General features: G+C 47.7%; 13 protein-coding genes. 6 read left to right on the top strand and 7 right to left on the bottom strand.

Features of this window, described 5'->3' with window-relative positions; translation table 11 throughout:
• Positions 1 to 15: 15 nt before the first annotated feature.
• Complete coding sequence (locus ACO0LB_RS04410; protein WP_423046880.1) at positions 16 to 1,107, bottom strand: ornithine cyclodeaminase; 1,092 nt, start codon at positions 1,105 to 1,107, stop codon at positions 16 to 18.
• Between the two features lie 270 nt (positions 1,108 to 1,377).
• On the opposite strand from ACO0LB_RS04410, the gene ACO0LB_RS04405 reads away from it, so the two are divergent.
• A complete protein-coding gene (locus ACO0LB_RS04405; RefSeq protein WP_423046878.1) occupies positions 1,378 to 1,833 on the top strand; it encodes an Lrp/AsnC family transcriptional regulator in 456 nt (151 codons plus the stop codon).
• Between the two features lie 316 nt (positions 1,834 to 2,149).
• Here ACO0LB_RS04405 and ACO0LB_RS04400 read toward each other — a convergent pair whose 3' ends face one another.
• From ACO0LB_RS04400 to ACO0LB_RS04380, 5 genes are all read right to left on the bottom strand, one after another.
• Positions 2,150 to 2,362, bottom strand: coding sequence for a hypothetical protein (locus ACO0LB_RS04400; protein WP_423046876.1), 213 nt, complete (start codon positions 2,360 to 2,362; stop codon positions 2,150 to 2,152).
• Between the two features lie 144 nt (positions 2,363 to 2,506).
• Positions 2,507 to 3,676, bottom strand: a complete 1,170-nt coding sequence (locus tag ACO0LB_RS04395; protein WP_423046874.1) for an FAD-dependent monooxygenase — start codon at positions 3,674 to 3,676, stop codon at positions 2,507 to 2,509.
• Between the two features lie 58 nt (positions 3,677 to 3,734).
• On the bottom strand, positions 3,735 to 5,105 hold the full coding sequence (locus tag ACO0LB_RS04390; protein ID WP_423046872.1) for an aminopeptidase P N-terminal domain-containing protein: 1,371 nt from the start codon (positions 5,103 to 5,105) through the stop codon (positions 3,735 to 3,737).
• Between the two features lies 1 nt (position 5,106).
• Positions 5,107 to 5,823, bottom strand: a complete 717-nt coding sequence (murU, locus tag ACO0LB_RS04385; protein WP_423046870.1) for an N-acetylmuramate alpha-1-phosphate uridylyltransferase MurU — start codon at positions 5,821 to 5,823, stop codon at positions 5,107 to 5,109.
• 10 nt (positions 5,824 to 5,833) lie between these two features.
• Positions 5,834 to 6,889: an aminoglycoside phosphotransferase family protein gene (locus ACO0LB_RS04380; protein WP_423046868.1), complete on the bottom strand. Its 1,056-nt coding sequence runs from the start codon at positions 6,887 to 6,889 to the stop codon at positions 5,834 to 5,836.
• A gap of 147 nt (positions 6,890 to 7,036) precedes the next feature.
• Here ACO0LB_RS04380 and ACO0LB_RS04375 point away from each other — a divergent pair, with 147 nt between their 5' ends.
• The 5 genes from ACO0LB_RS04375 (at position 7,037) to pgi (ending at position 14,320) form a co-directional block, all read left to right on the top strand.
• On the top strand, positions 7,037 to 9,280 hold the full coding sequence (locus tag ACO0LB_RS04375; RefSeq protein ID WP_423046866.1) for an LPS-assembly protein LptD: 2,244 nt from the start codon (positions 7,037 to 7,039) through the stop codon (positions 9,278 to 9,280).
• A 178-nt stretch (positions 9,281 to 9,458) separates the two neighbouring features.
• A complete protein-coding gene (locus ACO0LB_RS04370; RefSeq protein WP_423046864.1) occupies positions 9,459 to 10,817 on the top strand; it encodes a peptidylprolyl isomerase in 1,359 nt (452 codons plus the stop codon).
• Entirely contained in the window at positions 10,817 to 11,851 is a 1,035-nt protein-coding gene (gene pdxA, locus ACO0LB_RS04365; RefSeq protein WP_423046862.1) for a 4-hydroxythreonine-4-phosphate dehydrogenase PdxA, read from the top strand. Before ACO0LB_RS04370 ends, pdxA begins: the two co-directional genes overlap by 1 nt.
• Positions 11,852 to 11,856: 5 nt before the next feature.
• Positions 11,857 to 12,636: a 16S rRNA (adenine(1518)-N(6)/adenine(1519)-N(6))-dimethyltransferase RsmA gene (gene rsmA / locus ACO0LB_RS04360; protein ID WP_423046860.1), complete on the top strand. Its 780-nt coding sequence runs from the start codon at positions 11,857 to 11,859 to the stop codon at positions 12,634 to 12,636.
• 37 nt (positions 12,637 to 12,673) lie between these two features.
• Complete coding sequence (gene pgi / locus ACO0LB_RS04355) at positions 12,674 to 14,320, top strand: glucose-6-phosphate isomerase (RefSeq protein ID WP_423046858.1); 1,647 nt, start codon at positions 12,674 to 12,676, stop codon at positions 14,318 to 14,320.
• Between the two features lie 177 nt (positions 14,321 to 14,497).
• Here pgi and ACO0LB_RS04350 read toward each other — a convergent pair whose 3' ends face one another.
• Entirely contained in the window at positions 14,498 to 19,516 is a 5,019-nt protein-coding gene (locus ACO0LB_RS04350) for a hypothetical protein (RefSeq protein ID WP_423046856.1), read from the bottom strand.
• Positions 19,517 to 20,154: the final 638 nt, after the last annotated feature.

Below are 20,154 nucleotides of genomic sequence, written 5' to 3'. Positions count from 1 at the left end.
TCTGTACTCAAATATTCAGAGCGGATTGTTTTCAGTTACCTTGGTTTTCTCAGTTACTTTGGCTTTTTCTGGTGTTGATGTTCCCGTCGCATCAATGGACATTCCCATGCCAAATAAATCTTTGGGATTGAGCATTTCAGGAATCAGATCCAGTAGTGGTGAATGTGCATGTACAACGTATTTTTCCAGATAACGCATGGCAGAGAAATCTTCCAATGCAAAACCAACAGAATCAAAAATAGTGATTTGTTGCGCGTTTGTACGTATGTCGATGTTTCCGCTCAGGATTTCCCATAACTCGGTCACCGGAAAATCTGCTGGCATTTGTTGTAGCTCACCTTCTATCCTGGATTGTGGCTCATATTCGACGACGACAGAAGCGAGCTTCAGAATATCCGGATGCAATTCTGTTTTGCCAGGGCAATCACCCCCGACGGCATTGATATGCACACCCGGCGACAGCATATCCGCTGTCAATATAGTCGCGTTTGTTTTATCCGCTGTCACTGTGGTGATGATATCCACACCCTGAACAGCATGCGCAACTGAATTACTGCGAATGATCTTGAGTTTTGGATAGCGGCTTAAATTCCGGATCAGTTTCTCTGTTGCGGCGGCATCGGTATCATAAACGTGCAGCTCAGCGATTCCCAGCATAGTGTGAAATGCAATTGCCTGAAATTCACTTTGAGCACCATTGCCAATCAGTGCCATGCTGCGGCTGCCGACGTTTGCCAGATGGCTTGCTGCCAGTGTGGACGTGGCCGCCGTGCGCAATGCGGTTGTTAATGTCAGTTCAGACAGTAGCCGAGGGTAGCCGGTAGCGACATCAGACAAAACGCCAAATGCAGTGACAGTCAGTAAGCCGGATTGCGTGTTGGCAGGATGTCCGTTGACGTATTTGAATGAGTAGTTTTTACCATCGGATATCGGCATCAGCTCAATCACGCCAATAGAAGAATGACTGGCGACGCGCGCTGATTTGTCGAATAAATTCCAGCGCAGATAGTCTTCTCTGATCATTTCCGCCATGCGTGCGATCACTTGCTCTGGACCTGCTTGTCGCAGGTGGGTTTGCATTTCCCGTGTACCGATAAAGGTCACCATGATGTTACTCCGTAAAATGTTCTCTCCGCCAATTGCAGTTGGTAAGGCAGCAACTTACAAGGCAGCAGCGTGAGATATGAATGCTGATGATGTCTGCCAGTTTGAATTCAGGTTTGGAATCGTTCAGCCATGAGACATTGTAGCGATGCGGAGTAAAAATTAGATTGCTAAATGTAATGTAAAATGGTGATTTTTAGAAATTTAAATTCGTTTAATTTTTTTAAAAAGAAATTTAATTTCATATTAATCGTAATTTAAAAATATCAAAAAATGGATACATATGATCTGAGCATTTTGCGATACCTCCAGCAGGATGGCCGCATGAGTAATCTGCATCTGGCCGAAAAAATTCATTTGTCGCCGCCACAGACATTGCGACGGGTTCGTACGCTGGAAGAAAAAAAAGTGATACGTGCCTATGTTGCGCAGGTTGCACCGGAAGCGCTGGGACTTGGAGTGATGGCATTCGTGAATTTATCACTGGATCGGGAGCAGTTTCGCAATGTACGGGAAGTCGAGCGTCAATTGAAAGCATTCCCAGACATTATCGAGTGCCATACGATTTCGGGTGACTTTGACTATATATTGAAAGTTGTGGCAACGGACTTAAAAAGTCTGTCGCAGTTCTTGACGGATACCTTGATGCAAGTGCCTGGTGTGGCATCGTTAAGGTCGATGATTTGTATGGAAGAAATCAAGCCAGTCAGCGGGTTGCCGATTGATTGATGTGATGAATGAATGTGATTGCTGAGTTACAGCAATTGGTAACATTGAGCGAACGAATGAACATGGTTGACATGTATTCAGACATTTGGTCACGTCAGCATGGAGATGTGCAAAGCAAATAGCAGGAGAAAGTGTGCTTTGCTGATCACGACGAACGCCGTATAGCTATATTCATCCTGACGGAGTAAAGATGAATCAGATGAGAACCATGTAGGGGGGAATCGAAGGGCTGATACCCTTCGATAAAAACCCGGGCAGGTGATGTCGCGCGCAACGCGTGCTGCAACAGGTGCAACGGGTGTTATAGCATGTGCGATTAGCGCGTGATAACGAAGCGCAATGCAAATTTTTTGAAATAACGATAGCTGGTGCCAAGTTTTTCCAGTGCATCCAGCGATTCTGCAACAGACTCACCTTCTTTGGTGAAGTTGGCTTTGAAATCCTGAAACGCTGCTTCCAGTACCGTCGCCAGTTGATAGTTGTACAAGCGACCGTAGTTTAATAAGCGTCTTTTTGTGCGTAACTTCATGATGTGTCCTTATGATGAGGAATGAATTGTAGCGAATTGTAGAGGATAGTCGCTGACAGTGGGAATTCGTTGCGGATTATAAAAATAAATCTGGTACGACGGGTTTTGTTTACTACAGCAATCAGCGTATGCCGATATTCGCCCTTAGCTGCGCCAACCGTACATCATTTGTTCTGCCAGTATTTTCTTTGCGCCACTGCAGATATCCAGCGTACCCAGCCCGAGTCCTAGCAATATTTGTGTGAGTGAACCATCCGGCGAACTCGCAAACAGGCGTGCCATGCTGTCGGTCAGACGTATTGTCAGGCGACGATCCGTCTGGCGTTGAGTCAGAAATTGTTGCAATGCGCGATCTGGCTGATCTCTGTTCTGACTCAGACATGTTGCCAGCACAAAACTGTCGCGCAATCCCAGATTCAAACCCTGACCTGCTACCGGATGCAAGGTCTGTGCGGCGTTGCCAATGCTGACGATGCGCGCTGTTGCTTGCGGTTGAGCATTGAGTCCCAGTGGATAAGAAACTCGGGATGAGGTAGCGGTGAATGTCCCCAGACGCCCTCCAAAGGCTTGTTGCAAGGCTAGTCTGAACGCCGGTTCATCAAGCGCCATTAACTGTTGTGCCGTTGCAGGTCGCACACACCAGACCAGTGCATAGCCATCTTCCTGAGGCAGCAACGCGAGCGGGCCTTGTTCTGTAAAACGTTCAAATGCCCGTTCCGCAAGCCGTTGATCGCACAGTACATGTGCAATGATCGCGGTTTGCTGGTAATCGTGATGTTGGTGGCGCACAGACTGATCCGAGAAAGTGCCGCCTTCCGCCTGTACCAGCATATTCGCGCTCACTGTCGAACTTTGACCGCTTTCTGTATGTTGCAGATGTAAGCGCACATGATCGTCAGCTTCGGTGATTTCCTGAACCAGAACAGGTCGATGTATGCGAATAGCCGCTTGTTGTAAGGCGATTTCCATGGGAGTAACGATATCGCCATAACGGGCAACGTATCCCAATGCAGGTACGCCGTATTCTTCTGCCTTGATCAGGCTGCGTCCAAAATGACCGCGCCGCGAGACATGTATTTCACCGATGCGAGTCGCTTTGATGGGCCAGCATCGCGCTTTCTGTAGTAGTTGCTGGCTGCCATAAGACAAGGCAATGGAGCGCGCATCCTGCTGTGCCTGTACACTGGTTTTTGCATCGAACAAGGCAATCCGGTTTGCCGGAACCCCTTGCTGATGTAGCAGTAAAGCGAGCGCCTGTCCTACTGGACCTGCGCCGCAGATGGCAATGTCAATGTCGTTGATGACTTCATTCATGATGGTTGAGCTGGTAGCCTGGTTAATCTGGTCATGCTAGTCGTGCTAGTCGTACGGGTTATGCCGGACATACTGATGTTGCAGAGCGCATTTCTGCTTCTATTTCAGCCACGGTTTTTGGCGTGTCGCGGCTCAGATTCAGATGACCATCCGCAGTGATCAGAATATCGTCTTCAATACGGATCCCGATATTCCAGTATTGTTCCGGTACGTTGTCTGCGGGGCGCACATACATCCCCGGTTCGATAGTGATGACCATCCCTTCCTGCAATCGACGATAAGGTCTTTCATCGCCCATTTTTTGCACGTCACGATACCGGCCAACGTCATGCACATCCAGCCCCAGCCAATGACCTGTGCCGTGCATATAAAACTGGCGATATGCTAGCCCTGCGATGGCGTCATCGACGTTGCCCACGATGTTTTTATCGAGGAGTCCCAGATCCAGCATTCCCTCTGTTAATACGCGTACAGCGGCATGATGACCATCCATATACACAGCACCAGCGCGGGCCCAGGCCATTGCTGCCTGTTGTGCGTTCAGAACGAGGTTGTAAACATTTTTTTGTGCTGCGCTGAACTTGCCGCTGGCAGGGAATGTGCGTGTGATATCTGCGGCATAACTATCGAACTCGCAACCGGCGTCAATCAGGATTAAATCTCCCTCCCGGATTTGTGCCTGATTATGCTGATAATGCAGCACGCAGGCGTTGGCGCCGCTGGCAACGATAGAGCCGTAAGCCGGTGCCTGCGCTCCATGCCGGCGGAACTCATGCAGTAATTCCGCTTCCAGCTCGTATTCGAATTGTCCAGGTCTGGCATGACGCATGGCTCTTGCGTGAGCCGCACCGGAGATGCTGGCCGCCCGTTGCATCAGCGCGATTTCATGCGGGTCTTTGATCAGTCGCATTTCGTCGAGCAACTCGCGGACATCAATGGTGATTGCCGGTGCGCTGATGCCTGAGCGGCTTTTGCCACGTACTGTCTGCATCCATTGTGATAGCTGATGATTCAGATGCGGTTCTGTCTGATTGCTGTAAAACAGCTTGCCTGCATCCGCCAGTAACTCTGGCATTTTGTCATTCAGCGACTCGATCGGATAAGCGAAGTCAAAGCCAAAATTGCTCTGGGCTGCGGTCGGGCCAAAACGAAATCCATCCCAGATCTCGTGTTCGGGATCTTTCTCGCGGCAAAATAAAATACTGCGTTGTTGTTCTGCTTGCGCAATCAGCACGATGACGGCTTCCGGTTCGCTGAAGCCGGACAGGTAATAAAAATAGCTATCGTGCCGGAATGGGAAGTGATTGTCGTTGTTGCGTATCAATTCCCGCGCAGTCGGAATAATCGCGATACCGCCACCTTGCTCCATCATCAGAGCAATCAATTGCTGGCGACGTGCCTGAAACGGGGCAATGGAAGCAGGTGCCATACTATCCTCGGCGTAATGACAGTGGTGCGTTGAGTGCTTCCAGCTGCGCTGGCGTACCGAGGTTGTGCCATTCGCCGCGATACATCTCGCCGCCTATACGTCCGGCGTCGATGTACTCGCGCAGCAGCGGTCCCAGCTTGGCGTGATCACCGGGACGTATGCTGGAAAACATTTCGGGGCGATAGACGCCAATATTGGCAAACGTATGGCGTGGCGTACCGTCGTTTGATAATCCCATCAACGTCATAGCGAAATCGCCGGTTGGATGAAACGAGGGATTTTTAACCATGTACAACCAGGCGATATCACGCTGATCATGCGGATGTGGATTTCCCCATGGATCATTTTCTTCCAGTGTATTCAGACATTCCTTGAAATTAAAATGAGGAATATAAATGTCTGAAGATACGACGATAAACGGCTCATCCCCCAGTAAATGCAAGGCATTGGCGATACCTCCGGCGGTTTCCAATGCCTGTGTTTCGGCAGAGTAAGCAATATTTGCGCCGAATTGACTACCATTGCCGATCGTGTCTTCAATCATGTGACCAAGGTGCGCATGATTGATCACAATGTCCGTAATACCGGCCTTCACCAGATTCAGAATATGCCAGACAATCAGCGGGCGTCCGCGTACTTTGAGCAAAGGCTTGGGACAGGTATCGGTCAGTGGACGCATACGTTCACCGCGGCCAGCGGCAAGTAACATGGCTTTCATACGGTTGACCTCAGAATGTATAACCAACTTGCGGTGCGGTGTTTTCCAGTTCGTCCAGCAAACGCAACAGCGGTACTAACTCTTTGTAACGATGGGATGTTTTACGGACGTATTCCATGACCGTAGGAATATCTGCGAGAAAATTATCTTTGCCGTCGCGATGCGAAAGACGCGCAAAAATTCCGAGAATTTTGAGATGACGCTGTAGCCCCATCCATTCAAAGTCCCGGTAAAAACTGTCGATATCTGTTGGTACAGGCAAGCCTGCGCGTCTGGCCTTTTCCCAGTAGCGTATTGCCCAGTCCAGAACCATTTCTTCATCCCACTGCACATAGGCATCGCGCAACAGTGATACCAGATCATATGTGACCGGACCATACACCGCGTCCTGAAAATCGACGATGCCGGGGTTTCCTTTTTCCGTCCACATCAGATTGCGTGAGTGAAAATCACGATGTACATACACCTGCGCCTGCGCAACGGCACTCGACAGCAGATGATCAAAGACCTTGTTCAGCGTTTTCGTTTGCGCTTCTGTCAGCGTGACGCCCAGATGTTTGCCGATATACCATTCTGTGAAAATGTTCAGTTCGCGTTCCAGGAAGGCGCGATCATATTCAGGCAAGACATCTGGCTGGCTTTGTGCCTGCATCAACACCAGACTGTCGATGGCATCCAGATACAGTTTGTGAGCGGTATCGTTGTTCAACACATGAGCATAGGTGTGCTGCCCGAGATCTGTAGCCAGTAAAAAACCTTGTTCCAAATCTGATTCCAGTACTTCGGGGACGGTCAGACCGATTTCTTTGAAGAGTTTTGCCAACTTGATGTAATTGGCAGAATTTTCAGTTGCCGGTGGGGCATCAACCGCAATGAGGGTCCGTCCATCGCCAGCATCGATTCTATAAAACTGGCGGAAGCTGGCGTCTGCTGAAGCAGGACGCAGACTGTCAGTCTGTAATTCATGATTCTTTAGTGTTGAGAGCCAGTCAAGCAGGCCCAGACGGCGCTGCTCTTTGCTGGGACTGGCAGCAGGGTTCGGAGTCGGTGTGACGGTGGATGTCATGTCTAAATTGCCAAGAGAGTTAGTTTGTATGCACGGTTCAGATGGTTCTGGCAGCATTTCACCTATAATAGGCGACTGATTTCTGGTGGATTGTCTGAAAGACACCGTCCAGCGTGCTTGCAAAAACGCTTACTGACCTCTGAATACATGCGCAGGAAACCCGTATTATCTCACTCACCGCTATTGTTTCCTACTATCCCCGCAATTGTGGCTTCGGTACTCGTACCTGCCTTCTTTGCGCAGGCGCAGGCGCAAACTCTGGTGTCCAGAACCCTGACTGAAACACAAATACAACTTCAGGAATACGATAAGGCGCGTCAGGCGGATAAATCGACTCCCACCATCGTTCACGCAGAGCGCATGAATGGCAGGCCAGAGCGTTTTATTAATCTGGACGAAAATGTCGAGGTCACCAAAGGTGCAGGCCTGAGTCTGAAAGCAGATCAGGCGATGTACCGGAATCTGGAAGACGAAGTCGAGGCGCGTGGCAATATCCGTGTAGAGCGTTATGGCGATTGCTATAAAGGCGATGAGTTGCGCATGCAAATGGACTCTGGCGCTGGCTATGTGACCAATCCTATCTATCGCCTGTTCAAGAACAACGCCAGAGGGCATGCTGAACGGATTGATTTTGAGGATGATGAGCGCTCTAACATTACTCGCGGCACTTACAGTACCTGTGAAGGTCTGGATCCAGACTGGTATCTGAAAGCAGATACCTTCAAGCTCGACAGTGGTCTTGATACTGGCGTTGCGACGAAATCAGTGTTGTATTTTAAAGATATGCCGATATTGGCCGTGCCCTCTATAAGCTTTCCGCTGTCTGGCGCTCGTCACTCCGGTTTCTTACCACCGATTATCGGTAGTTCGTCCAAGGGCGGCCCGGAACTGGCGGTGCCTTATTACTTTAACATCGCACCTAACCGCGATTTGACCGTTTATCCAAAAATGATTGCCCAGCGTGGTTTGCAGCTCGGCCTGGAGGGACGTTATCTTGGCGAAACCTATGCTGGTGAGACCAGCATCGAAGGTATCGCGAATGACCGTCAGACGGGAACGAACCGTTATGCGCTGGCATCGATTCATCAGCAAAAAATATTGCCGCAGCTGGATTTATCCTGGAACATCAATGCCGCATCGGATGATGATTACCCGGCTGATTTTTCCCGCACGATTACCAAGACTGCGCAACGTTTGCTGTTGCGCGATGCGAATCTGATGTATTACGGCTCATTCTGGAACGTCGGCTTGCGTGCATCGAATTATCAGGTATTGCAGGATGTGAATTCGCCAATCACGCGTCCCTATGATCGTCTGCCGCAGCTGCAATTACATGCCGAGCAGCATGATGTCAAAGGACTGGACTGGTCGATGGATGCGATATTGACACGTTTCTGGCATCCGACACTGGTACGCGGAGATCGTTTGGTATTTAATCCACAAGTTTCGTTACCGCTGATACAGCCGGGTTACTTTGTGATCCCCAAAATTTCTCTGCATGCGAGTAACTATCACATCGTCAATCCGGCTCCCGGTCAGGAGTCGGATTTTCACCGGATTGTGCCTACGTTCTCGGTTGATAGCGGCATGGTATTTGAACGAAAAGCACAATTATTTGGTTCGGAAGTCACGCAAACGCTGGAGCCGCGTTTGTTTTATGTGAAAACACCCTATCGTGAACAGTCGGCTTTCCCGAATTTCGATAGTGCGGTGGCTGATTTTAATTTCGCCCAGATTTTCAGCGAAAATCGGTTCACAGGGCAAGATCGCATTGGTGATGCCAATCAGATTACTGCTGCATTGGTATCACGCTACATTGAGGGCAGCGGAGATGAAAGCCTGAAACTGGCGATTGGTCAGCGATTTTATTTTAATACCCAGCGAGTGACGCTGGATGACACGATCAGTCCCAGCCGCTCAGATCTGTTACTGGCTGCGATCGGTAAATTATCCAGCACACTCAGTGGCGAGATGGCATTGCAGGTAAGTCAGACAGACCACCAGTCAGTACGTGCCAACTATGGCGTGCGCTGGCAGCCTGCTCCTAAAAAAGTATTGAACCTGGAATACCGTTTCCAGCGCAATACACTGGAGCAAATTGATGTCTCAACACAATGGCCGGTTGCCGGACGTTGGTATATGGTTGGCCGTAGCAATTACTCGTTGTTGGATAAAAAACTCGTTGATGGTCTGGTCGGATTTGAATATAAGGCAGATTGCTGGTCTTTCCGCTTTGTCGCACAACGGTTTGCGGTGAACGGTTTGTCGAACAGCTCAGGCTTTTCTGCCCAAATCGAGTTTAATGGTTTGGCAAGACTGGGATTTGGCGCCAATCCATTGGAGTCGCTCAAGAAGAATATTTCAGGCTATCAGCCTATCAGTGAACGTTAAGCAGGAAAGATGTCTGGTTCGACATCAGGTGGTTAGTCGGTTTCCATACGGCAATGCGTAGGCATGGTTGTTTGTGAAATGGGTGCTAACGTGTATATTGCAACTTTTGCCCGCGATGAGCACTCACACGGGTATTGCTCAACAAGATTTATAGATCATTATGCGAAATTTATTGCACATGAAACAACGAACTCTATTTTCTGCACTGGCTGTTTCAGCGGGTTTGCTGACAGCAAGTACCGTGTTGGCGCAGACCAAGGTCAGCACAACGGTTGCAGCGCCAGCATCTGCGGCTAAATCGCAACTCGTCAATAGCATCGTTGTTGTTGTGAATGACGAAGTGATTACCCGTCAGGAGCTTAATGAGCGTATCAATCTGATTGAGCGCCGCCTGAAAGCACAAGGAACGGCGTTACCGGAACGTGCGGATCTGCAAAAACAATTGCTTGAACGGATGATATTGGATCGCGCCCAGTTGCAACTGGCCAAAGAAAATGGCTTGCGCGTGGACGATGTTATCCTTGATCGCGCCATGCAGCGCATGGCAGAACAGAACAAAATGTCTTTGCAGGATTTCCGCAATCAGATTGAACGTGAAGGCACTTCTTATGCTTCTTTCCGTGAAGAAATTCGTGACGACATCACGATGCAACGTATTCGTGAGCGCGAGGTGGATAGCAAGATTCAGATTTCAGAGTCTGAAGTTGATAATTTTATTGCCGCCGATGCCAATTCCAAACTGGGTAAACAGGAACTGAATTTAGCGCAAATACTGGTCCGTATTCCTGAAAACGCCACAGCCGAACAGATCGCGTTGCGTCGGGCACGGGCAGAAGAAGTGTTACAAAAATTGCGTAGTGGTGGAGATTTTGCCAAACTTGCAGTGACTTATTCGGATAGTTCCGAAGCATTGAAGGGTGGAGAAATCGGCTGGCGGGAGCAGGATCGTCTGCCGCAGTTATTCCTCGATGCCATCAGCAAGCTGAAAGTCGGAGAAAATTCTGACATTATCCGCAGTTCGAACGGTTTTCATATCATCAAACTCAGTGGCAAGCGCGATGCAGGTGGCACTAAAGCGGGTCCTGCTTCCGTACAGCAAACGCATGTCCGTCACATCTTGATCAAAGTCAGTCAGATCGTCACAGAGTCCGAAGCACGTCAGAAATTGCTTGATCTTAAGCAAAAATTGGATAGCAAGTCTGCAACGTTTGAAGAATTAGCAAAAACCTACTCTGCGGACGGATCCGCATCCAAGGGAGGCGATCTGGGCTGGATTTATCCTGGTGATACCGTACCGGAATTTGAGCAGGCGATGAATAAACTGGCAATCAATGAAGTAAGTGAGCCTGTGCAGTCCACTTTTGGTTTTCATCTGATTCAGGTAACAGAGCGCAAAACGGAAGATGTTTCCAAAGATCGTCAGCGGATGGCAGCACGTCAGGCTGTTCGTGAGAGGAAATCGGAGGAAGCTTTACAAGACTGGCTGCGTGAATTGCGAGACCGCACTTTTGTCGAATTCCGTCTGGAAGAAAAATAATGGCCTTATCCAGATTGCCTGTACTGGCTATCACCGTCGGTGAGCCGGCAGGTATAGGACCGGAAATTTCTATTCGTGCAGCATGGCAATTGCGCCATGAAGTCCGGCCAGTGTTGATCGGTGACGCCGCTTATCTGGCGATGTTGGCAGCAGAAATTGACCCTGAGATACAACTGATGGGAATTTCGCTGGCAGCAGTACGTTATCAGGGGTTGCCTGCTTGTCCGGCTAACCGCATGACGGTGATTGATAGCCCCCTGAATGCACACGTTGTCGCAGGCCAGCTCGATAAACGCAACGGACGTTCAGTTTTGCAGACACTGGATGTCGCGATCGAAAGCATACAGCAGCGCTGGTGCGATGCGATGGTGACGGCACCTTTGCAGAAAAGTACGATCAACGATGCCGGTGTTCCATTCAGCGGTCATACCGAGTATCTGGCAGAAAAAACGCAGACGCCTCAGGTCGTCATGATGCTTGCATGTGAGGCCAATACGCATTTGCCCCAAGCTTTGCGGGTTGCGCTGGCAACGACGCATTTGCCGTTAAAAGACGTTGCTGCCGCAATACAATTCGACGATCTGCTACGCACGATCAGCATTATTCATGCAGATTTGCAAAACAAATTTGCCATCGCCCAACCGCGTATTCTGGTCACTGGGCTCAATCCCCATGCTGGTGAAAATGGATATCTGGGACGTGAAGAAATCGATGTCATTATTCCGGTGATTCAGCATGCACAAACCCTGGGAATGCAGGTCACAGGGCCTTATCCGGCGGATACCTTATTTCAGCAGAAATATCTGGAGCAGGCTGATTGTGTGCTGGCGATGTATCACGATCAAGGCTTACCTGTACTAAAACACGCCAGCTTTGGTCTTGGTGTGAATATCACACTGGGATTGCCGCTGATTCGTACCTCAGTCGATCACGGTACTGCACTAGATCTGGCCGCACAAGGCTTGGGGCATGCCGACATCAGCAGCATGCTGGTTGCCATCCGCGTTGCTGCGGGCATGGCTCATCATCAATAGAAATCATGAAACATATTGCTCGTAAACGTTTCGGTCAGAATTTTCTGACCGATCAGCTGGTATTGAGCCAGATCATTCGCACCATTCATCCGCAACCGGGTCAAACCATGGTGGAAATCGGACCAGGATTGGCGGCGATGACCAGTTTGTTGCTGGAAGGACTGGATCAACTGCATGTAGTTGAGTTGGACCGCGATCTGGTTGCCCGCTTGAAAAAGAATTTTTCGCCTGAGAAATTGATTATTCATGAAGGGGATGCGTTGCAATTTGATTTTGCATCGATCCCTGTTCCTGCTGGTCAGAAATTACGGGTTGTTGGTAACTTGCCCTACAATATTTCCAGCCCGTTGTTGTTTCATCTGGCAGACATTGCGCCGCTGGTAGAAGATCAGCACTTCATGCTGCAAAAAGAAGTGGTTGAACGCATGGTGGCCCCTCCCGGCAGCAAGACCTATGGACGTCTGTCGGTGATGCTGCAATGGCGTTATCACATGGATCTGATGTTTGTCGTGACACCAGAGGCATTCGACCCTCCACCCAAAGTAGACTCCGCTATTGTGCGTATGATTCCAAAACCTCAGCCATTGGAATGCAACGTGAAGCATCTGGAGGCGGTGGTTACCAAAGCCTTTTCACAGCGCCGCAAAGTAGTCAGAAACTGTCTGGCAGGCTTGATTACGGAGCAGCAATTAATTGATGCTGGCGTTGATCCCCAGGCGAGAGCAGAGACGATTCCGCTGGAGCAATACGTTGCTCTCGCCAGACTGCTGGATGTCGCCGCCTGATTCCGTCGTTCAATTCTGATTCGTTTTGCAGGATGATATGAATATTACCCTCACTCCCGAATGGCACGCCTTACTGGCGCATCAGCAAAGGCTGGCAGATCAGCATTTGCGTGATTTATTTGCTGCAGATACCAATCGTTTTAGCCATTTTTCAGTCGAACTGGATGGCTTGCTGGTGGACTACTCCAAGCAACGGATTGATCAGGCTACGCTGGACAGCCTGATTTCGCTGGCGCGGCTGGCGGACGTAGAAACATGGCGCGACAGAATGTTCGCCGGTGAAAAAATCAATCTGAGCGAAGACCGCGCAGTATTACATACCGCCTTGCGTCATACCGATTTCACCCCTTTTCCGAATGCTGCCGAGGATGTGATGCCGGCAGTACGGGCGGTGCGCAAGCAGATGCGTGATATCGTGGAACGTGTGCGTAGCGGCTTGTGGCGTGGGTTTAAAGGCGATGCGATCCAGAATATCGTCAATATCGGTATTGGTGGTTCTGATCTGGGACCTAAGCTGGCGACACGTGCATTGTCGGCTTCGCAGCATCCCGGTCTGGATTTTTATTATGTGTCGAATCTTGATAGTGCACATCTGGCACCCTTGCTCGAAAAACTTGATCCCCGAACCACCTTGTTTATTGTCGCTTCCAAAACGTTCACGACGCAGGAAACCAGCATCAATGCACAGACTGCACGAACCTGGTTGATGGCGGCGGCAATGGAAGAGTGGGCGATTGGCAAGCATTTTATTGCCGTGACTTCCAGTCCGGCAAAAGCGCATGAATTCGGTATTCCCGACAGCAATATTCTTGAAATCTGGGATTGGGTTGGCGGCCGTTATTCTTTGTGGTCAGCCGTAGGTTTATCTGTTGCGCTGGCAATCGGCATTAGCGGATTTGAACGCTTGCTGGTCGGCGCGGAAACGATGGACAAACATTTCCGTCAAGCGCCTCTGGAAAAAAATCTGCCTGTGTTGCTGGCATTGATTTCCGTCTGGAATACCAATTTTCTTGGTGCTGAAACAACCGCGATCTTGCCGTATAACGAATCGATACGACATTTACCCGCCTTCTTGCAGCAGCTGGAAATGGAGTCGAATGGCAAAACCGTCAGCCGCGATGGTGAAGCACTGAATTGCCGGGCAAATCCTATTGTCTGGGGCGAGATCGGCGTGAATGGCCAGCATGCGTTTTTTCAGCTATTGCATCAGGGCGGTTGGCTGATCCCTTGCGATTTCGTGGTCGCGGCTTCCAGCGATTATCCTTTGCCCGGACATCAGGCACCGTTACTGGCAAATTGTCTGGCGCAGAGCGCAGCGCTGGCATTCGGAAAAACAGAAGCGCAGGCACGCGAGGAGCTGTCACAAGCGGGGTTGGATGAAGCGCATATTGCCAAGTTATTGCCACACAAGGTATTTGCCGGCAATCAGCCATCCACCACGATACTGATGCCGAGTCTTGATCCATTCCAGTTGGGAATGCTGCTGGCTTTGTATGAACATAAAGTGTTTGTGCAAGGGGTGATCTGGGGCATTAATTCGTTTGACCAGTGGGGTGTGGAATTGGGCAAGCAACTCGCTAATCGTTTGTTACCTGCGATTCTGGGTGATCAGGCTTACGATGCACATCTTGATACTTCCACGAGTGGCTTAATCGCTTATTTCAGACGCCACGGGCATGTGTAATGCACCTGCTCACGTTAATATCTTTGGTTAGTTTTTTCGGCTAATGTTTTACGTTTTTCTCTATTCATTATGATATCCATCGGTCAATCCCTCGTAAGAGATTATTGAACCGAGGACATTGACACAAATTTCTTTACAAGTTCGATCAGGTCGCAACTACTACATTGAAATACCGTGTCAGTAGTTGTTCTTGTTGTTCGTTTGTGTCGTATTGAGGCCACGTTTTTGTAGTTCCCTCATCGCTCTTTCCCTAACACCTGCTGCCACACCCCTATCCGAGGGCTGGCGCTGTGAATCGGAATTAGTCTGTTGATTTAGTGCCTCCGCATATTGCTGAGAATAAGCATTCTGAGTTCTCTCTTCATTTTTTGGCGATGATTTTGGGGTTGATTGTTCAACATGATTTTCTGGTTCAGAAGGTGCTGGTACCGCCTGAGTATGATCTACTTCGGATGTTTCAGTGGTTTCCACTTTCTTAAAACGAGGAGGGGCAGCGGGAAGTCGAGGTGATTGGATATCCTCCGTGTCAGATTCTTCTTCTTTGGTTTCCTCTTCCTCAAATTCCAAAAAATCAGCAGGAAGTCGTGATAATGATTGCCTATTTTCTACTGAAGATTGATTTGATCTCCTTGGTTCGTTGTTAGTATCACTGAGTCCAAATTCATCTTGCAACGGATAAACTTGACCACCACGAGCTGAAGTGCTGCTGGTTTCTCGGTAAAAAGGAGCAAGAATCGGGTTTCCAAGCCGATCAGAATATCGTCCTGTTTCGAAGCACACGTAGCGGAAAGGATCCCATGTGCTGGAGTTCTGTAGAAGCATCCTGATGCTTTTATCCGCTTCATCCTTCATTTCCTTGTTATTCTGGCGATCCGCAAGATCGCATTGTGCTAAAAGAGCTTCCAGAACCGTTTTAGAATCTCTGTTTATCCAATGCAGTAAGGCAAAAGTCCAGAAATCGGCTTTTTCCGCGCTATCCTTGGTATCTGCTATCAGGCCGTCCAACAATTCGTTAGCAACACGTATTTGCTCTATCGCTGGCATGTCGGGAAACGTTTTTTTCAGTTCCTTGGCTTGAAGATCGATCCAAAACTCGCGCTCCTTTTTAAGATATGGCTCAACTTGTTTCCATGTTTGAAATTCAACGTCAGCGCGCGTTCCGAATGGGTTCACAGCGCGGTGTCTGGTGCTAAGTTTTTCGCGCAAAGTAAAAAATTTACTCGGATTAGTACGTGTGTAGGTATACGCACTTAACCCACCGACTTTAAATGTGTATCCATGATCATCCAATCCTTTTCCATTTTCATCCGCAAGTGACGCACCAGTGGACAATATATTAGCAACCATATTGTCTACAACCATGGTGGTTTCTGCCCTTCTCTCGATTCGCCCGTTACCTATAGTATCTTTTGATGCAATTCGGTCCCGTATTCGCGTTCGTGTCGCAGTAGCGGAGCCTATTGAAACCCCAGGGACCGACACACCTAATGAAGCACCTAATGAAAGACTGCTGGTTTTTTGTGCAAGTGTAGATTGGCTGATTGACAAAGCAGGATTGTCAATAAATAGTTTTGCCATGAGCGGACCGATGCCGTGTATCGATTTCTCTTGAACCGGAGCTGGCGAAGAGATGTTTTGCGCTGGATCCGGGAACAAAATATGCACCACATTTCGTAATTTTTCGAGAGCCTCTTCATCGTTGCCAGTACGTGGAACTCTGATGGTTAAGGTATCCTCTCCTTTTTTTGCCCATTGGCTTGATGCTACGGGACCAAGACTAACAAATGGAATGGGGGCTGACAATTTACCGCCCAAGCCACGTTCTTTTGAGTGATGCTGTGTGATGGCAATTTCTACCCCAGTTGATTGCCAGCCAATATCCATTGTGTACTTTTTAATGTTGTCTGATGACATTGAAATGCGTACCGTACCGGCTGTCAACGTAGTTGAAAAAAACTGCGTCAATGACAGCAAAGGATTAGATCGCCGGGTTCCGGTTTCCACATGCACACGGCTTCCTGGTCCACTGGTATTGAGAATTTGCATTAAGAACTTTTTTACATCTTCCGGTGATTTCATATCAATGTTGAACTCTGGATCAGATGAACTATCCACCGTTAAATGCGCCTTACGTAAGGACTGCAATAATTCCTGTCCTTTTTCTGGACTACCAAACATCCGTTCCATTGTTTCGTCGGGAGTGCCAGTGAGCCGGGTTATTAATTTATCTCCAATGTTCACAAAGTCACGCTCGGTTGTCATTGATTCCATATCGAGTGATCTGTTGTTACTCTCAGAGGTACTTTCGCTGATGGTACCAAGCTCTTTTTGCCGTTTACTCTGAGTCCAGCTCTCCATGATCCCGATGAATTCTGCATCAATGATCTTGCCCCGATCCGCGTCATTTTTGTTAGATAACACTTCCATAAAGTGTTGCCCACTATCTATTTCCGCGAGACTTTTATATAAAAGTACATAAAGTTCTCTATCTTGATTCAATTGATATGGATAAATGAGTGCAGCGCGCCCGTATCGGGCAGTCGTCGTTTTTCCTTGGTGAATGCCTTCTTCTACTGGAATTTCCGTTTCTTTTTTTTCGTCGATTTTTATTGATTTAAAATGACCAGTAACTGTTACCTCGTCATCTTTTTCTGCTTTCCTGTACTTCATATCGGCAAAAAACATGGCGGCAAGTTGCATTTGCTCATCTTTACTTAATGCTGCGCAAAAATGCCGAATCTTTGCACCTTGTTTCGCAAAATGCAAAAGGTCTTGATTGCCTGGTTTCGCGTAAGGCAACACTAATGTGGATGGAACTAAGGTATCAAATAATCCACTTAAGTTGCGTAATCTCTCATCGGCCACATGCATCGATGTGAAGGGTTTTACGCCTCCGGGTAAATAACTTTGTCTTAATGCATTCGCTGATTTTCTTCTAAATAAATTGAAACTTTCAGCCGTTTCCCGTGGGTCTTGCGACTTAAATTTTGTTCGTCCGAATAGGTTAGGCATGACTGGTTTGCCTTCCAGTGCATCGCCGGAACGTTGAATATACGTTAAGCTGTCTTCACACCACTTGACAGAATGGCTGATAGCCGGATCGCTGGTGTCCAGCCCATTTCCCACCAAGCTAAAAGCGACTGCTTCATGACTTGCAAGGTCTGTGTGTATGTCAAGTTCAGAATGTATGTTTTGTAATTCTTTTATTACTGCTTTAAGACGTTCTTTGTCAGGGGGAGAGTTGGACAAAAGTGCAGTCATATCGGGTATCTGCATGGTCTCACGCACACTTTGTAAACACTGATCAGCTTGCACTATGCCGTTGCTCTCGATGAGTTTCTTCAGAACTTCGCAGGCATTTATCAGATGATCTTTATCATGTGTTTCTTGCAAATGCGTCTTCACTTTGACTATCTCATCGCTTGAGCCTGTTGTTAAGTCACCCAACTCCCGTAATAGTGCATTAGCGGTTGCTATTGCGTCTGTAGGATTGTCATTTTGTAATAAATCAAAAATTTCTATGATTTTTTCTTTATCTAGTTCATTGTGCAAATTTTTGAAAGCCATTGAGATAGAGTAGCTATCATGCACATTTTGTAGAATTCTCTCAGCACCGGCGATGGCATCGCTGTAAAGTGCAATCGCTTTATTTTTATATTCCTCTGCCACTGAGCCAGACTCGCCCATCGTGATTTGTTCAATTGTTTCAAGTTTTGTCTTTGCTGTACATAAAGTGACCAGTGCTTGAAAATCAATTCCCTTCGGATTCAACCCTTTAGCACCTTGTGAGTCCATATTGAGATTGAACAAGCAATTCAAACCCGGAGCACCGCCAGTGAGCGATCCGTAATGATAAAAAAGCTTTTTTGTCGCTTCGGAAAGCGTATATCCATCCTTCGGTCGTGTATGGCTCCTGAAAAGATTCAAGTCGTTCATCGATGCTTCTTCTCGAGCCTGACAAGTTTGAATGTCTTTCGCGACTTGACGAACCTCATCCGCAGAAAAATGGGCAAGTATTCCGACAGTGGTTTGTATCGTTGGTGCAAGAATATAAAAGTGAGTACCTGTTTTGAATTCCGGATTTTCCTGTATTGCCTTAAATACATCCTTCAGCTCTGCTAAAGCGGTTTCTATATCCGCAGGATTTTCGGCGGCCATCGTTTTCTGACATTGAGACAAAGAGCTATCCAATGCGTAATTTTGCTGAATTTCCAAATCAGTGATTGCTGAAGTTAAATCATTTTCCGCCTGTTCTTGCCCCGATTTTATATTCGTGATTAACTCATCAAGCCTTTGCGCTAAATCAGAGTCAGGAAATTTAAATCCCCTCTCTGGTACATCAAGCAAATTTTTGAGTTCTTCGGCACGTTCTAAATACAATTTTTTCTTTTCGACTTGATTCTTCAATACATGCGAAGCAAGGTATGGCTGTGGGTGCGTGGCGGATTCAAGGGGATTGTCTGATTCGCTTTGGAGTTTTTTCTCGCGCTGCTTTAGGGCAGAAAATACTTTGTTTTCGCGGTGATATGCCGTTTTATCTCCGCTTACTGATTTAGGTGTGAAACCCCTGACATCCATATGTTGAGGTAGCTTTGAAGACAACGGGTCACTTCCCACTCCAAAAGACAGTAATTTACGCGTACCGCTTGTAAATTTTTTCCATGCTCCCTCAAAGGTAAAAAATCTGACGGGACTTGTGTTTTTTTGGGGGGATTGCAATGTTTCATAGTCTCTGTTCCACCCTCTTTCTAAATGTTCCAGTGTCGCTGTCGCAGCTTCAAGGGTGATTCCGCTACGCAATTTTTGTTCGTCTTTAATAAACCTTACCTGAGGCGTTTCTACTTTTTCTGCGCGGAAAGCTCGTTTTCCAGCATCTTCAAAACGCATGTTATTACCCCGGTATTTATATTGTTGGTAGATGCCGAGAAACGCATGCGTACTCTGTCTTTTGACGTGGTCGGGGCCATTCGAGTTTTTTTGCCCCGCTTTTTTGGGCTCCGGCAGATAAAATCGCGGATCATTATTTTTTATTTCCGACCCGGATGATGTAGATGGAGAAACCGATGGTCGTTCTGAGCGAACTGGTGGTGTATTGTTCGGTACTCTTGGTTCGATCTCTCGTGCTTTAAGCAGTCCACTTGTGCTGGGGATGGTGCCTGGCATTGAAAGAGGCGAATTAAAAAACTTAGAAATCATAAGGTCTTTCCTATTAGTTACTTATTTGTTTTGGATGTGCTCTCCTAAAAATACTGAAATTCGCACCATCGAACACGACTCCTTTTGCTACGCTACTTTGAATGCATCCGTTACATTCAAAAAATGAGCACATCCACGATAACGGCTTCATCGGTTTGGGCATCTTTTGGATTTGATTTGGTCAATTCATGTAATAAGCGAGGAGAGGAATTGATTGTCATGTTTTCGATTAAAAAGGTGATGTTGCTCGATTGTTAAAATACAGTACTACATTCGGACACTCTCCGATTAGTATCAGCGATTCTAAAGTTGTTCCAATTAAGCGATAAATGTCATCATTTTGTCATTAACGGCATGCAATTTTCTCTTGCTTTCGTAGAAATTCTTTTACTTCTGGCTTGTAACTTCTCGAATGGTGACGGACTCACAAATCAATCATCAGGGGTAATATTGCATATTTGACATTGATATTATTCAAGGCTTAAGCGGACTGAAACGTTGTACGATAGTGCCAATTTGTATCACGTCACTGCTATCGACTTGTGATGCAATCATCATATTTAAATTTCGCCAGATGCTGGAGACGCATCAGTTCGCCGATCACCTGTTCGCGGACATGTCGGAGTGGATCTCTAAAA

This window comes from Undibacterium sp. SXout7W, from assembly GCF_049339385.1.
In the GTDB taxonomy this organism is placed as follows: domain Bacteria; phylum Pseudomonadota; class Gammaproteobacteria; order Burkholderiales; family Burkholderiaceae_D; genus Undibacterium.
Note: the sequence above shows the minus strand (reverse complement) of the source record. Positions and strands in the feature narration are given on the sequence as shown.